This window comes from Roseobacter phycocola (assembly GCF_042055075.2).
GTDB lineage: Bacteria > Pseudomonadota > Alphaproteobacteria > Rhodobacterales > Rhodobacteraceae > Roseobacter.
Genome location: NZ_CP194010.1, coordinates 35,664 through 49,429, shown reverse-complemented (window position 1 = coordinate 49,429; position 13,766 = coordinate 35,664). Strand labels below are relative to the sequence as shown.

The following is a 13,766-nucleotide window of genomic DNA, read 5'->3' as shown; positions in this document are numbered from 1 at the left end:
GTGTCAGCGTTTCACGGGATCCAGCGCTGGACAAGTCCAACGATGCGTTTCACGGTCGGGTTTTCGAACAGACGCGGGCTGAAATAGGCTCCTGCGGCGCGTTTGTTGACCTCGGATATGGTCGGATAGGGTGCCACCATCGCAGCGATCTGGCTCATCTTCATGCGGTTGGCCAGCGCCAGCGCCCAGAGACTGATCAGTTCACCGGCCTGGTGGCCCGCGATCGACGCACCCACGGGGCGCCCTTTGACCACCATGACCTTGATCAGGCCCGTCGTTTTACGTTCGGCTATGGCGCGGTCGTTATGTTCAAATTCAAACCGGACAACCTCCAGCCGGTCGCCATGTTCTTCGCGCGCCCGGGCTTCTGTCAGGCCGACCTGCGCCAGCTCCGGATCGGTGTAGGTTGCCCAAGGGATATGGGTCGTTTTCGCCTTTGACGGCAGACCAAAGAGCATCGAACGGATGATCACACCGGCATGGTATCCGGCCACATGAGTGAATTGCAGCCCTCCGGCCACGTCACCGATCGCATAGACCCTGCGGTTTGTCGTGCGAAGCGCGTCGTCAACCTTGATGCCTGTGCGGGTGGTTTCAATGCCAGCCGCCTCCAGGTTCAGTTTATCCGTATTGGATTTCCGCCCCACGGCCATCAGCAGATGGGTTCCTTTGATGCTGCGCCCGTCTTTGGTCAGCACTTCAACCGCACCTGCTTCGCCACGGATCTCCGCGGCCAGCGCGTCCTCTTCGATTACCACTCCCTCGGCGCGCAGGGCGTCCAGCACCACGGCAGCCATTTCCGGATCATTCTTGCCCAGCGCTTTCGCACCTTCGATCACTGTGACCCTGCTGCCCAGACGAATATGCGCCTGCGCCATTTCCATACCGATGGGCCCGCCGCCGATGATCAGCAGGTGTTCCGGCTTCTCACGCAGGTCGAACAGGGTTTCATTGGTCTCGAACGGCACATTGTTGAGCCCCGGGATGGGCGGTACCAGCGGCGAGGAGCCCGTGGCGATCACGATCCGGCGCGCGGTAATGACAGTATCACCCGCCTCGACCTCGGTGGCGGAGACAAAGCGTCCGAATTCACGGATCACGTTCACGCCCAGCCCTTCGAAACGCTCCTGGCTGTCCACCGGCTCAATCTGAGCGATCACATTGCGCACGTGGTCTTTGGCCGCCGCATAATCTGCCTCTCCTGCCGCGTCGGACACACCGTATTGCGCCGAGTGCTGCTGGCTGTAAGCCGCTTTGCCGCTGGCGATCAGGGCCTTTGACGGCACACAGCCGAAATTCAGGCAGTCGCCGCCCATTTTGTGGCCCTCAAGCAGGGTCACGCTGGTGCCCATCTGCACGGCACCCGCCGCAACCGAGAGGCCGCCGGAGCCTGCTCCGATGACCAGAACGTCCGTCTTGATGCGTTTCATGTCAGAGGTCTTTCCTGCCTGTCACGGCCTTGATGAGAACAGGCAGCAGCGACAGAGCGCTCAGCCCAAGGATCGGCAACAGGATATGCGGTTCAAAGATAATGCCAAGGTCCGGGCTTTCGCCCTGCTCGAATACGGTGCCGAGGCCTGCGCCCACCGACGAATAAACCAGCGAGCCCGGAATGATGCCCAGAAAGGTCGAGATCACGTAGCGGTGCAGCGGCACGGCGAGGAACGCCGGGATCAGGTTGGCGACAAAGAAGGGTACCACCGGCACCAGCCGCAGGAAGAACAGCATGGACCACTGGTTTTCGTCGATGCCTTCCTTGATCTTACGGATCTTGCCCTGCGAGGCATCCATACGCTCCTTGAGCCGCTCACCGAAACCGTAGCGCGCTGCCAGGAAAATCACCGTGGCGCCGATTGTGGCGCCCGTTACGCTGAGCGCAGAGCCGCCCACGGTGCCAAAGAGAAAGCCACCGGTCAGCGTCGCAATCAGCGCGCCCGGCAGGGAAAACGCCACGATCACCACATAGGCCAGAACAAACCCCAGCACGGTCAGCACCAGGTTCGCATCCCGCAGCGCAATCAGCGCCTCGCGGTTGTCGCGCAGCGCATCAAAACTGATGTAATCCCGCAGGGTAAAAGCCCCGACAGCCGCAACCGCCAGTATGGCAATCATCGGCAGCCAGCGCAGTGCGCCTGGTTTTGTGTCCTGCGTCATATCCGACATTTTGTCGCCTTTCCCGCTGCGGGTTGCAATTGATCTGATACATGACGGCTTGAGCGCGGCCGCGACAGGGGTATCACGCGCGCTTGATTGCCCGTGACGCAAATGCGATCAGGACGCGGCGTTTCGTTTCAGTGGCTGTAACATCGCGGCGTAAATGGGGCGTTTATGTTGCAGAAACCCCGGATTTTCCTGTCTGAGGGGTTTGACTTGGCCCGGTGTCCGCTTTAGGAGACGGGCTTCTATTGATATCTGGCGCGGCCGATTCCGCCTCAGACCCGAAGCAGTATTGGAGACGGAGCGATGAAACGCACCTATCAACCCTCGAACCTGGTCCGCAAGCGCCGCCACGGTTTCCGCGCGCGCATGGCGACAAAGGCCGGCCGCAAGATCATCAACGCGCGCCGCGCACAGGGCCGTAAATCCCTGAGCGCCTGACGGGTTCCGGATTTCCCGGTTCTGAGATGCAAAAGCCGCCCCAGACCGACCTGACCGGTACCACCACCGGAGGGCAACGGACCGGGGCGGCTTCTTTGCGTGCTGTCACAATGCTGACAAAGCGCAGTGACTTTCTGCGCGCAGCAAAAGCCCTGCATATTTCAAAGCCCGGTTTTGTGGTGCAGATGCGCCCGCGCCAGCCGGATGATGGCACCGGCGTGCGCGTCGGCTTCACCTGTTCCAAAAAGGTCGGCAATGCAGTGCAGCGCAACCGTGCCAAGCGCCGGTTGCGCGAGGTTGCGCGTCTTGTCCTGCCGCACAAAGCGCGGGCCGGCACGGATTATGTTCTGATCGGTCGCCGCGACAAAACGGCAGAGCTTCCGTTTGACCATCTGCTTGCTGATTTCTCAGACGCGCTGGATCACCTGCACGGGCGGGTGAAATGACCCCCTTTGCCCGGATCGTCGCCCTGCCTGTCCGGGCGTACCGGCTGATTTTCAGCCCCTGGGTCGGGCACAACTGCCGCTATCAGCCGACCTGCAGTCAATATGCGCTCGAAGCACTGGAAAAGCATGGTGCGATCCGCGGCTCATGGCTGGCGGCCCGGCGGATCGCCCGGTGCCATCCCTTTGGCAGCAGCGGGATCGACAACGTTCCCGACTGACGTCGCCTGATCTGCCATTGCCAGCCGCCGGCAAAGCGCAGGCATAGCAAAATGGCCCCGGCCCTGTCGGACCGTTGCGTCTGCGCCGGCAGATCCGGCGGGGCGGAATATCCACAGTCACGGGAAGTATCCGAAGTCACAGCATAATGGCGGCGCCGCCGGAAGGCGGGAAGCCTGTGGGGCGTTACCCCATGTCCGGAACCGCGTAGGCGGTTCTGCGTGCAGAGTGGACAGCGCGCGGGAAAGGCGTGCCAGGAACCACAGTTTGGCGCGCGGGGCGTCAGGCCGCGCACAGAAGCTTCGGGGAACAGTCTGGCAGATGCCGGTGAACATACGGTTGGGGGGCCTTACGCTGGCCCCGGACCCTGCCATTACTGCTTTTCAAAGGTGATGATGACTTCGCCGATATCCACGCCGTATTTCTTCATATAAGCGCGGTTCAGAACCCTGTCGTCGCTCAGCTGCCACATCCAGTCATCGAAACTGACGCGCAGCGTCCCGTCGGGCACCGGCAGGTCAATCGTGTAGCGCCAGTTGAACGTATCGCCGCGCTCTTCTCCACGCGCTATGCCGATGACACCGGGGGCAGACCCTTCCCATATCTCCGGCCCGGTTTTCGTCAGTGTCCAGATGCGCTGTTCGGTTGAGCCGTCTTCATAGACGAAATCCTCAACAAGGCGCAGATTCTGCCCGTCCCATGTCCCGTTGACCTCAACATCGAGACGCCGCCGCACCGTGCCGAAGACGTCCTGAAACTGTCCCTTGGCGAGTACCCTGCCGTCAAAGAATTCCTCAAGGTTGAACGCCCGGTCCGAGAGTTTTTCGTCGTCCAGCGCCGGTTTGCCGGTGCAGGCAGCCAGCACCAGCACAAATGTCAGCAGAAAAAAATGTCGCATCACGGGTCCTTTTATTCTGTCAGGGATACGCCTGAAACAGGCTTTTGGTTCACCGGCCACACCGGTATAGAGGAGCGGATATTCTCAGGACCCGATGCCATGCTCGACGCTCAGGACGAAATCCATCCGCTTTTCAGCGGTGCCCCGAAAACCACCGAGTTCCGGAAACTGCGCAAGCGCATTGTGCGGGCGGTGCGCGAAGCCACCGATGAATATGGCATGATCGAACCGGGCGCGCGCTGGCTGGTTTGTCTTTCCGGCGGCAAGGACAGCTACACACTGCTGGCGGCCCTCTATGAGCTGAAATGGCGCGGTCTGCTGCCTGTTGATCTGCTGGCCTGCAATCTCGATCAGGGGCAGCCCGGTTTCCCCGCGACCGTTCTGCCTGAATTTCTGGAAAAAATGGGGGTCCCGCACCGGATCGAATATCAGGACACCTATTCGGTTGTGATGGACAAAATCCCGCAGGGCCGGACATTCTGTGCGCTCTGTTCGCGTCTGCGGCGCGGCCATCTTTACCGTGTGGCGCGCGAGGAAGGATGCTCTGCCGTTGTGCTGGGCCATCATCGCGACGACATCCTCGAGACGTTTTTTATGAACCTTTTCCACGGCGGCCGGCTGGCGACGATGCCACCCAAACTGCTGAATGAAGAAGGGGATCTTTTTGTCTACCGGCCGCTCGCGCATGTCGCCGAGGCAGATTGCGAGAAATTCGCCCGTGCGATGGATTACCCGATCATCCCCTGCGATCTCTGCGGCAGCCAGGACGGGCTGCAGCGCCAGCAGGTCAAGGGCATTCTGGATGAATGGGAACGCAACAGTCCGGGTCGCCGCCAGGTGATGTTCCGGGCACTGACCAACGCGCGGCCGTCCCATCTGCTTGATCCCAAACTTTTCGATTTTCAGGGTCTTACCCGCCGGTAGTTTGGATTTTAGCCTTTTTGAGCAGGGAAATCCGGACGCCATTAACCAGAACGTCACAGGGAAACACGTAATCAGAGTGGAAGCATTAGACGCACTGCTCTGAGAGGACACCCGATGGCGGGAAACCTGGTTCGCACCCTGCAGAAATCGCGCGAAAGGGCCTCGGGCATTCTGCTCAGTCCTGTCGCGATGGCGTGCCTTCCTGCTCTTTGCCTTGCGACCTACTGGCTTGTGGGGGAAACCGGGCTGATGGCCGTCGCTCTTCTGGTTCCGGTTCTGTACCTCGCAATCGGTGGGGCAGATGCCCGGCGTTTCGGGGCTCTTCTCGCTGGTGCAGCGCCAAAGGGCCTTATGCCCCGGGACGCCTTTCGTGAGGTGGTCGGCTACACCTTCACCAGGGCCGGAGAGACCGGCCTGAAGTCAGCAGTCTATATGTTCGAGATCGACGAGCATGAGATGCTCGAGAAAACCTACGGTCACGCCGCTGCAGAAGAAGTATCCTCCGTAATCGGTGACCGCATTATTGCGGTGCTGCGGGAAAAGGACGTGGTCACCCTGACCGGTTCTTACCGGTATGCGGCCTGCCTCGCCGCTGTGCACAATCTGGATCTGGAAAACTGTATTCAGCTGGCGGGCCGCCTGCAGCAGGCGATTGAGGAACCGGTTTCCGTGGACGGCACCGCCATTTATGTCACCGCCACCATCGGTTTCTGCCAGCACGCCCGCGTCGCGGGCAAGGATACCCTGTCCTGGATGGAAGGTGCCGATCTTGCGCTGGAGGAGGCGCGGGAAAACGGACCGGGGTCCATCCGTGCCTTTTCCGCAGACATGCGCCGCAAATCCGACAGCCGCAGCGAACTGCGTGAGGAAGTCATCAAAGCGCTAGAGGAAGACCAGATCAGACCCTGGTTCCAGCCTCAGATTTCAACAGACACTGGTCGTGTGACCGGTTTCGAGGCACTGGCCAGGTGGCATCATCCGAAACGCGGAATGATCCCACCTGGTGAGTTTCTGCCCGCCATCGAACAGGCCGGCCAGCTGGAACGGCTCGCGGAAGTCATGCTGCACCATGCTTTCCGGGCGCTCAAATCCTGGGATGACCAGGGGGTTCAGGTGCCACAAATCGGCGTGAACTTCGCGGGGCCGGAACTGAACAACCCAAATCTCGTGCAGAAAGTCCGCTGGGAGCTGGACCGCTTTGAGCTTGCACCGGAACGGCTCGCGGTCGAGGTCCTGGAGACGGTGGTTGCAAGTTCGCCTGATGACATGGTTTCCCGGAATATCAATGGTCTGAGCGATCTGGGGTGCCGTATTGATCTGGACGATTTCGGGACAGGCCATGCATCGATTGCGTCGATCCGGCGGTTTTCTGTCAGCCGGATCAAAATTGACCGGTCGTTTGTCATGAAGTCCGACCGCGACCCGGACCAGCAGCGCATGATCAGCGCTATACTGACGATGGCCGAGCGCCTCGGTGTTGAAACGCTGGCGGAAGGTGTCGAAAGCACGGGTGAGCACGCGCTGCTTGCTCAGCTCGGCTGCGACCACGTGCAGGGTTTTGGCATCGGCAAGCCAATGCCCTTTGACCAGACAGTCGCATGGATCGAAGCCCACAACGCAAAACTCCAGGATCCGCCGCGCATCATGGGTGACCGGTCAGGCTGACCGCCTCTCCCGCGATGCCATCACAGCCGCAGCCCCCTGTGCGGCACCGAATCCACTTGACCTTTGCCCCGACACTCTGTTGAACCCTCGCTGATATCAAACAGATCAGGTGGCAGTCCCGATGGACGATCAGAACAAGAATCTCATTCTGGCAACAGCGCTCAGTTTCCTCGTGATCCTGGTTTGGTTTGTCCTGTTCCCGCCGCCTGAACCCGAAATCCCGGCAGAAGTCACCGCGTCCAGCGATCTGACACCGGAAAGCCCTGTTGCATCCGCACCGACCGCTGCCGCCCCGGCCGGTGAGACCGCGACCGCCACGACTGCTGACACCGGCGCCGATGCTGTCAGCGATGCCCCCCGAGTGCGGGTGTCCACCAACCGCATTGAAGGCTCGATTTCGCTGCTGGGTGGTCGCATCGACGATCTTTCGCTCCGGGATTATCGCGTCTCTCTCGACGACGATGCAGAAATCGTCAAAATGCTCTCCCCCGTCGGCACCGAAAACGCCTACTACGCGCTCTACGGATGGGCAGCAGGCGCAGGTCTCGATCCGACCTCTGTTCCCGGACCCAACACGCTCTGGGAACTCGCCGAAGGCGATACCCTGAGCGCGGATGCGCCGGTCACACTGACCTGGGACAACGGAGCAGGTCTGACCTTTCAGCGCCAGATCGCGGTTGATGACGACTACCTGTTTACGATCACCCAGTCGGTCACCAACACCGGCGATGCAACTGTCAGCATGGCACCCTACGGCATCCTTGCACGGCACGGCGAACCCACTGATCTGATGAATTTTTTCATCCTGCACGAGGGTGTTGTCGCCATGGCGGATGGTGAGCTGACCGAGACGGACTGGTCAGATATGCCTGACTTCGCCTTCTCCGAGCGGGAAGGTGCCCGGGCGGAAACCACGCAGGTCGCCGAAAACGGCTGGATCGGGTTCACCGATCACTACTGGATGTCCACTCTGATCCCTGCCCCCGGCAGCGCGTTCAAATCAGTGGCCAAATACGATGACCGCCGCGACATCTATCAGGCCGAAGTCGTGTTGCCGACGCAGACACTGGCCCCCGGCGCGACTGTTTCCGCGCAGAGCAGTCTGTTTGCCGGTGCCAAGGAATGGGAAGCCATCCGCACCTACCAGAGCGCCGGCGTGGACCGCTTTATCGACAGCATTGACTGGGGCTGGTTCTTCTTCCTGACCAAACCGATTTTCTGGCTGCTGCACGAACTGAACCTTCTGATCGGCAACATGGGCTGGGCCATCATCGGCCTGACTCTGATCATCAAGGCGATCCTCTTCCCGCTGGCGTACAAGTCCTACGTCTCCATGGCGAAGATGAAAGAACTGCAGCCGCAGATGGAGAAGCTGAAGGAAGAGGCCGGCGAAGACCGGCAGAAAATGCAGCAGGGCATGATGGAGCTCTACAAGCGTGAAAAGGTGAACCCGGCCGCGGGCTGCCTGCCGATCCTTCTGCAGATCCCGATCTTCTTCTCGCTCTACAAAGTGATTTTTGTGACGATCGAACTGCGTCACGCACCCTTCTTTGGCCCGTTCCAGGACCTCAGCGCGCCTGACCCGACGTCGATCATGAACTTCTTCGGCCTCTTCCCCTTTGCAGGTCCCGAGCCCGGATCGCTGATGGCGCTGGTCTTTATCGGCATCCTGCCGCTGCTGCTGGGTATCTCCATGTGGCTGCAGCAGAAACTGAACCCGGCGCCCACCGATCCGACGCAGCAGATGATCTTCGCCTGGATGCCCTGGGTCTTCATGTTCATGCTGGGTGGCTTTGCCAGCGGCCTGGTTGTGTACTGGATTGCGAACAACACAATCACGTTCACACAGCAGTACATCATCATGCGCAGTCAGGGATATACGCCGGACGTCTTTGGGAACATCAAAGGCAGTTTCAAAAGGAAACCCGGTCCGGACAGCGAATGAGCCGCATCACTGAAATTCTGCGCTATCCGCTCAAGGCCCATGGTCGCGAGCGCATCGCGGAGGTAACCCTCGAAGCCGGCAATGCCATGCCCTGGGACAGGGTGTGGGCGGTGACGCACGAGGCGACGCGTCATGCTGAAGGGTGGCTCAGATGCTCCAATTTCACACGGGCCGCCAAAGCGCCGCAGATCATGGCGATCACGGCGGAGCTGTCTGAAGACACCGGTACCCTGACACTGCGCCATCCTCAGCGGCCGGATCTGACGTTCCGGCCGGATCACGACACGGAAGCGTTTCTGGAGTGGGTCAGACCTCTGGTGCCGGCTGACAGAGCTGCCTCCAACGGCATTCTGCGTCTTGACGGTCGTGGATACACAGACAGCGATTTCCCTTCCGTTTCGCTGAGCAGCCTTGCGTCGCATGCCGCCGTCGAACAGCAGTTGGGGCAATCGCTGTCCCACCACCGCTGGCGGAGCAACTTCTGGCTGGAAGACCTGTCTGCCTGGGAAGAATTCAACCTGGTCGGCAAACGCGTTTCACTGGGTGGTGCCGTGCTGGAGGTTCGCGAACGCATCACGAGATGCCGTGCCACCACTGCCAATCCCGACACAGGACAGCGCGATGCCGATACGCTGGGGGCGCTGGACCAGTTTGGCCATCAGGAATTCGGCGTCTGTGCCTATGTCCTGCAGGGTGGCCTGGTGCGGACAGGCGACCGGCTGGAGGTGCTCTGATGCTGCCCTTTCCCATCGCAGAGGCACCCGACCCCGCCACAGAGGAAAAAGGCCGCCTGCTTTTTGCAGGTGAGACCGAATTCGTAAAAGGCGTTGTTGCCATGTCGGGCCTGCCCCCCGCAGGACCGATGGAAGTGTGTTTTGCCGGTCGTTCAAACGTTGGCAAATCGTCTCTGATCAACGCGCTGACCGGCCGCAAGGGCCTTGCCCGAGCATCAAACACGCCCGGCCGGACACAGGAAATCAACTATTTCACGGCGGGCGACGACCACTACCTGGTGGACCTGCCGGGATATGGCTATGCCAATGCGCCCGTTGCCGTCGTTGAGAAATGGCAGCGCCTGCTGCGCCAGTATCTCTCAGGCCGCCAGACCCTGCGCCGCGCCTTTGTTCTTATCGATTCACGCCACGGCGTGAAAAAAGTCGACGAGGAAATCCTGTCACTGCTCGACAGCGCCGCCGTGACGTTCCAGGTGGTGATGACCAAAGCAGACAAGGTCAAGGAAGCCGAACGGGCAAAAGTGCTGGACCAGGTCCGCAGCGCGCTCAGCAAACATCCCGCGGCCTTTCCGGAACTCATCGTGACCTCCAGCGAAAAAGGCTGGGGCATTCCGTCATTGCGCGCCATAATCGCGACACTGGAATAGCCCCTTGCAGTGCAGGCAGGGTGCACCCATAACCATCGGACCACGGCGCTGATATGAAGACCCAGGATATGAACCGCGACTGGATTGCCACCGCAAGCACGCTGAACAAGGCCCTGCCCTTTCTGCAGCGCTATACCAATGCAACCGTTGTCATCAAACTTGGCGGTCACGCCATGGGCAGTGACGAAGCGATGGATGAGTTCGCGCGCGATGTGGTGCTGATGCGGCAGGTGGGTGTGAACCCTGTTGTCGTGCATGGCGGCGGACCGATGATCAACGCGATGCTCGACCGGCTGCAGATACAGTCAGAATTCGTGGGCGGCAAACGGGTGACCGATGCAGCGACCATGGAGGTCGTGGAAATGGTGCTCAGCGGTGTTGTGAACAAGCGCATTGTTCAGGCCATCAACCGTCAGGGGGGGCGCGCTGTGGGCCTGTCCGGCAAGGATGGCGGCATGATCACCTGTGCGCAGACGGATGCAGCACTTGGCTTTGTCGGCACACCCGAAGAGGTCAATCCGCGGCTGCTGCGCGACCTTACGGACAAAGAGTACATTCCCGTGATCGCCCCGCTCGGATCAGGGCGGGATGGCGAAACGTTCAATATCAACGGTGACACCGCCGCCGGTGCGGTGGCTGCCGCGCTCCGGGCGGACCGGCTGCTGCTGCTGACCGACGTGGCCGGGGTGAAGAACGCAGAAGGCGAGGTTGTCACAGAGCTGAGCGCCGGCCAGATCCGCGATCTGACCCGTGACGGCGTCATTGCAGGTGGCATGATCCCGAAAACCGAAACCGCGCTGCAGGCGATCGAAGGCGGCGTGCGCGCTGCTGTTATCCTTGACGGGCGTGCCCCCAACGCCTGCCTGCTGGAACTCTTCACCGAGCATGGTGCCGGATCGATTATCCGCGCGGACTAACGCAGATGTGTCAGCCTGTCGCTTGTGCGCAGACACCTTCGGGTTAAGTTCAGGGTCATGGAAAACGAAGCTCTCATCCGCCTGGGCGTATTCTTAGGTCTGTTTGCAGTTCTGGCGCTGCTGGAAAAGCTGGCCCCCCGCAGGGTGCGCAGCCAGCCGCGGTCGCGGCGCTGGGTCACAAACTGGGGCGTAACGATCGTCAATACGCTGACGCTCCGCGCCATGGCCTTTGCCCTGCCCCTACTGGCCGTTGGCGCCGCCATCGACGCAGAGGCTCAGGGATGGGGCCTCTTTAATGCGCTGACCCTGCCGCTTTGGCTGGAGGTGATCGTCTGTGTGCTCATTCTCGACTTTGCGATCTGGCTTCAGCACCTGATCACGCACAAGGTGCCGCTTCTGTGGCGTCTGCACCGGGTGCATCATGCGGATGTGGATATGGATGTGACCACAGCCATCCGGTTTCACCCGGTCGAGATCGCGCTGTCCATGCTGCTCAAGATCGGCCTTGTTTACCTGCTTGGTCCGGCGGCGATTGCCGTCGTGCTGTTTGAGATCATCCTGAACGGGACAGCCATGTTCAACCACTCGAACCTGCGGTTGCCGCTGTGGCTGGATTCTGTTGTGCGGCGTGTTCTGGTGACCCCTGATATGCACCGGGTGCACCATTCCATGCACCGCCACGAGCACGACAGCAACTACGGGTTTTCACTGTCCATCTGGGACCGGATGTTCGGCACCTATATCGCGCAGCCCGAAGCCGGGCATGACGACATGCAGGTCGGCCTCGAATGGCAGGATGACCGCCCCGCACGGTTCGGGTGGTCCATGGCCCTGCCCTTTTCGCGCAAGTGACCTGGGACCAGCTGGAGCAGAGCGCGCAGGCGCGCCACCTGACCCTGCTGGGAGGATTTCACCCGGAACCGGATGACGGAGCACCGGCAGGGTGCCGGACGCTGCTGTTGCTGGGGCCGTCCGCGCCGGGCTTCTGGCCCGCATATCAGCAGTCGCCTGAGGCACAGGACGGCCAGCCGGACCCGATGGACCGCTGGTCCGAACGTGTGATCGGCGGCTGGGCGCGCGAACTGGACGCCACCGCTCTGTTTCCGTTCGGCGGGCCACCCTGGCTGCCCTTTTTCAGCTGGGCACAGCGCACAGGCCGCATTCACGCCTCACCGATCATGCTGCTTGTGCACGACACCGCAGGGCTGTTCGTCTCGTTCCGGGGTGCGCTGGCACTCCGCGAACATATCGAACTGCCAGAGCCGCCGCCCTCCCCCTGTGCCACCTGCGCGGGCAAGCCCTGCACCAGCACCTGCCCGGTCAGCGCATTCGACGGCACCGGCTACGATGTGGATGCCTGCAAATCCTGGCTGCACAGCACGTCCGGTGCGGATTGCATGACATCCGGATGCCGCGCCCGCCGCGCCTGTCCGGTGTCACAGAGCCACCCCCGGCAGCCGGAACAATCCGCCTATCACATGCAGGTATTCAGAGGTCCGGCATGCGCAGACTGATCCTGATGCGCCATGCCAAATCCGACTGGTCTGCGGGATACCCGGATCATGACAGACCGCTCAACAAGCGCGGACGCAGGTCTGCAGATGCCATGGGACACTGGCTCAGAGAGACAGGCTGCCTGCCCGACCAGGTGCTGTGTTCCACTGCGCAGCGGACCAGAGAGACACTTCAAAGGCTCCGCCTGGGCACAGACACCGGGGTGTCCTTTCACCGCAGTCTCTACCTTGCCGAGGCAACCCGCATGCTCAAAGTGCTGCAACAGGCCGACGGCCGCTGTGTTCTGATCCTGGGGCATAATCATGGGATCGCAGATATGGCGCACAACCTGGTCAGCGCGCGCCCTGTGCATGACCGGTTCGACGATTATCCCACGGCGGCCACGCTGGTCTGCGATTTCGACGGTGACAGCTGGAAAAAAACCGGCTGGCACGAAGGCCAGCCGGTTGCATTTGTCGTCCCGCGGGACCTGACCTGAAGATCAGTGGCCGAGAATCTGGCTCAGGAAGAGCTGTGTCCGAGGGCTCTGCGGGTTGTTGAAGAACGCCTCAGGCTCGTTCTGCTCCACGATCTGACCCGCATCCATAAAGATCACGCGGTTTGCCACCTGGCGTGCAAAACCCATCTCGTGGGTCACGCAGAGCATGGTCATGCCCTCTTCGGCCAGTTCGATCATGGTGTCGAGCACCTCTTTGATCATCTCCGGGTCAAGCGCCGAGGTCGGCTCGTCAAAGAGCATGATCCGCGGACGCATGCAGAGCGAACGGGCAATCGCCACACGCTGCTGCTGACCACCCGAAAGCTGGCCCGGGTATTTGTTCGCCTGATCCGGGATCTTCACTTTTTCCAGGAAATGCATCGCCGTTTCTTCGGCTTCCTTCTTGGGCGTTTTGCGTACCCAGATCGGTGCCAGCGTGCAGTTTTCAAGGATCGTCAGATGCGGAAAGAGGTTGAAGTGCTGAAAGCACATGCCGACCTCTGAGCGGATCTTGTCGATGTTCTTGAGGTCGGACGACAGCAGAGTGCCGTCCACCTCAATTGAGCCCTGCTGGTGCTCTTCGAGCGCATTGATGCAGCGGATCAGCGTGGATTTACCCGAGCCCGAGGGGCCACAGATAACGATCCGCTCGCCCCGGTTCACCGTCAGATCAATGTCGCGCAGCACGTGGAACGCGCCGTACCACTTGTTCATCTTGGAGATGGTGATCGCAATCTCGTCAGAGACCTGCATTTGTTTTGCTTGTTCAGCCATTGTTCAGGC

At 60.9% G+C, this 13,766-nt stretch carries 16 protein-coding genes; 12 read left to right on the top strand and 4 right to left on the bottom strand.

Going from position 1 to position 13,766, the window contains the following annotated elements:
* Nucleotides 1-11: 11 nt before the first annotated feature.
* Both AB4K19_RS00570 and AB4K19_RS00565 read right to left on the bottom strand, forming a co-directional pair.
* Nucleotides 12-1,430, bottom strand: a complete 1,419-nt coding sequence (locus tag AB4K19_RS00570) for a dihydrolipoyl dehydrogenase family protein (protein WP_375230022.1) — start codon at nt 1,428-1,430, stop codon at nt 12-14.
* A gap of 1 nt (nt 1,431) precedes the next feature.
* Nucleotides 1,432-2,163, bottom strand: a complete 732-nt coding sequence (locus AB4K19_RS00565) for a TVP38/TMEM64 family protein (protein ID WP_375230021.1) — start codon at nt 2,161-2,163, stop codon at nt 1,432-1,434.
* 300 nt (nt 2,164-2,463) lie between these two features.
* Here AB4K19_RS00565 and rpmH point away from each other — a divergent pair, with 300 nt between their 5' ends.
* The 3 genes from rpmH to yidD all read left to right on the top strand — a co-directional run bounded on the left by rpmH (nt 2,464) and on the right by yidD (nt 3,262).
* Nucleotides 2,464-2,598, top strand: a complete 135-nt coding sequence (rpmH, locus tag AB4K19_RS00560) for a 50S ribosomal protein L34 (RefSeq protein WP_037911188.1) — start codon at nt 2,464-2,466, stop codon at nt 2,596-2,598.
* Nucleotides 2,599-2,708: 110 nt separating this feature from the next.
* A complete protein-coding gene (gene rnpA / locus AB4K19_RS00555; RefSeq protein WP_436399557.1) occupies nt 2,709-3,044 on the top strand; it encodes a ribonuclease P protein component in 336 nt (111 codons plus the stop codon).
* Nucleotides 3,041-3,262, top strand: a complete 222-nt coding sequence (yidD, locus tag AB4K19_RS00550) for a membrane protein insertion efficiency factor YidD (RefSeq protein ID WP_375230019.1) — start codon at nt 3,041-3,043, stop codon at nt 3,260-3,262. Before rnpA ends, yidD begins: the two co-directional genes overlap by 4 nt.
* 371 nt (nt 3,263-3,633) lie before the next feature.
* On the opposite strand, the gene AB4K19_RS00545 is transcribed toward yidD, so the two are convergent.
* The gene (locus AB4K19_RS00545) at nt 3,634-4,158 is read right to left on the bottom strand and encodes a DUF3833 domain-containing protein (protein WP_375230018.1); all 525 of its coding nucleotides are present in this window, start codon (nt 4,156-4,158) and stop codon (nt 3,634-3,636) included.
* Nucleotides 4,159-4,257: 99 nt separating this feature from the next.
* Between AB4K19_RS00545 and ttcA the strand changes: the two genes are divergently transcribed.
* The 9 genes from ttcA to AB4K19_RS00500 all read left to right on the top strand — a co-directional run bounded on the left by ttcA (nt 4,258) and on the right by AB4K19_RS00500 (nt 12,983).
* Entirely contained in the window at nt 4,258-5,082 is an 825-nt protein-coding gene (ttcA, locus tag AB4K19_RS00540) for a tRNA 2-thiocytidine(32) synthetase TtcA (protein ID WP_436399556.1), read from the top strand.
* Nucleotides 5,083-5,196: 114 nt separating this feature from the next.
* Entirely contained in the window at nt 5,197-6,747 is a 1,551-nt protein-coding gene (locus AB4K19_RS00535; RefSeq protein WP_375230017.1) for a putative bifunctional diguanylate cyclase/phosphodiesterase, read from the top strand.
* 121 nt (nt 6,748-6,868) lie between these two features.
* A complete protein-coding gene (gene yidC / locus AB4K19_RS00530) occupies nt 6,869-8,692 on the top strand; it encodes a membrane protein insertase YidC (RefSeq protein ID WP_375230016.1) in 1,824 nt (607 codons plus the stop codon).
* Nucleotides 8,689-9,426: an MOSC domain-containing protein gene (locus tag AB4K19_RS00525; protein ID WP_436398688.1), complete on the top strand. Its 738-nt coding sequence runs from the start codon at nt 8,689-8,691 to the stop codon at nt 9,424-9,426. The genes yidC and AB4K19_RS00525 overlap by 4 nt, the downstream gene beginning before the upstream one ends.
* Nucleotides 9,423-10,073, top strand: coding sequence for a ribosome biogenesis GTP-binding protein YihA/YsxC (yihA, locus tag AB4K19_RS00520; protein ID WP_436399555.1), 651 nt, complete (start codon nt 9,423-9,425; stop codon nt 10,071-10,073). The genes AB4K19_RS00525 and yihA overlap by 4 nt, the downstream gene beginning before the upstream one ends.
* A 53-nt stretch (nt 10,074-10,126) precedes the next feature.
* A complete protein-coding gene (gene argB, locus AB4K19_RS00515) occupies nt 10,127-10,990 on the top strand; it encodes an acetylglutamate kinase (protein WP_436398686.1) in 864 nt (287 codons plus the stop codon).
* A 57-nt stretch (nt 10,991-11,047) separates the two neighbouring features.
* Nucleotides 11,048-11,842, top strand: coding sequence for a sterol desaturase family protein (locus tag AB4K19_RS00510; protein ID WP_375230015.1), 795 nt, complete (start codon nt 11,048-11,050; stop codon nt 11,840-11,842).
* A complete protein-coding gene (locus AB4K19_RS00505) occupies nt 11,839-12,504 on the top strand; it encodes a ferredoxin (protein WP_375230014.1) in 666 nt (221 codons plus the stop codon). The genes AB4K19_RS00510 and AB4K19_RS00505 overlap by 4 nt, the downstream gene beginning before the upstream one ends.
* Nucleotides 12,492-12,983 carry a SixA phosphatase family protein gene (locus AB4K19_RS00500; protein WP_436398684.1) on the top strand — a complete coding sequence of 164 codons (492 nt, stop codon included), beginning with the start codon at nt 12,492-12,494 and terminating at the stop codon, nt 12,981-12,983. Before AB4K19_RS00505 ends, AB4K19_RS00500 begins: the two co-directional genes overlap by 13 nt.
* A gap of 3 nt (nt 12,984-12,986) precedes the next feature.
* Here AB4K19_RS00500 and AB4K19_RS00495 read toward each other — a convergent pair whose 3' ends face one another.
* Complete coding sequence (locus AB4K19_RS00495) at nt 12,987-13,757, bottom strand: amino acid ABC transporter ATP-binding protein (protein ID WP_436398682.1); 771 nt, start codon at nt 13,755-13,757, stop codon at nt 12,987-12,989.
* Between the last annotated feature and the right edge of the window lie 9 nt (nt 13,758-13,766).

Coding starts and splice junctions, on each gene's coding strand:
- AB4K19_RS00570 (WP_375230022.1), bottom strand. CDS start 1,430: ATGAAACGCATCAAGACGGACGTTCTGGTCATCGGAGCAGGCTCCGGC.
- AB4K19_RS00565 (WP_375230021.1), bottom strand. CDS start 2,163: ATGTCGGATATGACGCAGGACACAAAACCAGGCGCACTGCGCTGGCTG.
- rpmH (WP_037911188.1), top strand. CDS start 2,464: ATGAAACGCACCTATCAACCCTCGAACCTGGTCCGCAAGCGCCGCCAC.
- rnpA (WP_436399557.1), top strand. CDS start 2,709: ATGCTGACAAAGCGCAGTGACTTTCTGCGCGCAGCAAAAGCCCTGCAT.
- yidD (WP_375230019.1), top strand. CDS start 3,041: ATGACCCCCTTTGCCCGGATCGTCGCCCTGCCTGTCCGGGCGTACCGG.
- AB4K19_RS00545 (WP_375230018.1), bottom strand. CDS start 4,158: ATGCGACATTTTTTTCTGCTGACATTTGTGCTGGTGCTGGCTGCCTGC.
- ttcA (WP_436399556.1), top strand. CDS start 4,258: ATGCTCGACGCTCAGGACGAAATCCATCCGCTTTTCAGCGGTGCCCCG.
- AB4K19_RS00535 (WP_375230017.1), top strand. CDS start 5,197: ATGGCGGGAAACCTGGTTCGCACCCTGCAGAAATCGCGCGAAAGGGCC.
- yidC (WP_375230016.1), top strand. CDS start 6,869: ATGGACGATCAGAACAAGAATCTCATTCTGGCAACAGCGCTCAGTTTC.
- AB4K19_RS00525 (WP_436398688.1), top strand. CDS start 8,689: ATGAGCCGCATCACTGAAATTCTGCGCTATCCGCTCAAGGCCCATGGT.
- argB (WP_436398686.1), top strand. CDS start 10,127: ATGAAGACCCAGGATATGAACCGCGACTGGATTGCCACCGCAAGCACG.
- AB4K19_RS00510 (WP_375230015.1), top strand. CDS start 11,048: ATGGAAAACGAAGCTCTCATCCGCCTGGGCGTATTCTTAGGTCTGTTT.
- AB4K19_RS00500 (WP_436398684.1), top strand. CDS start 12,492: ATGCGCAGACTGATCCTGATGCGCCATGCCAAATCCGACTGGTCTGCG.
- AB4K19_RS00495 (WP_436398682.1), bottom strand. CDS start 13,757: ATGGCTGAACAAGCAAAACAAATGCAGGTCTCTGACGAGATTGCGATC.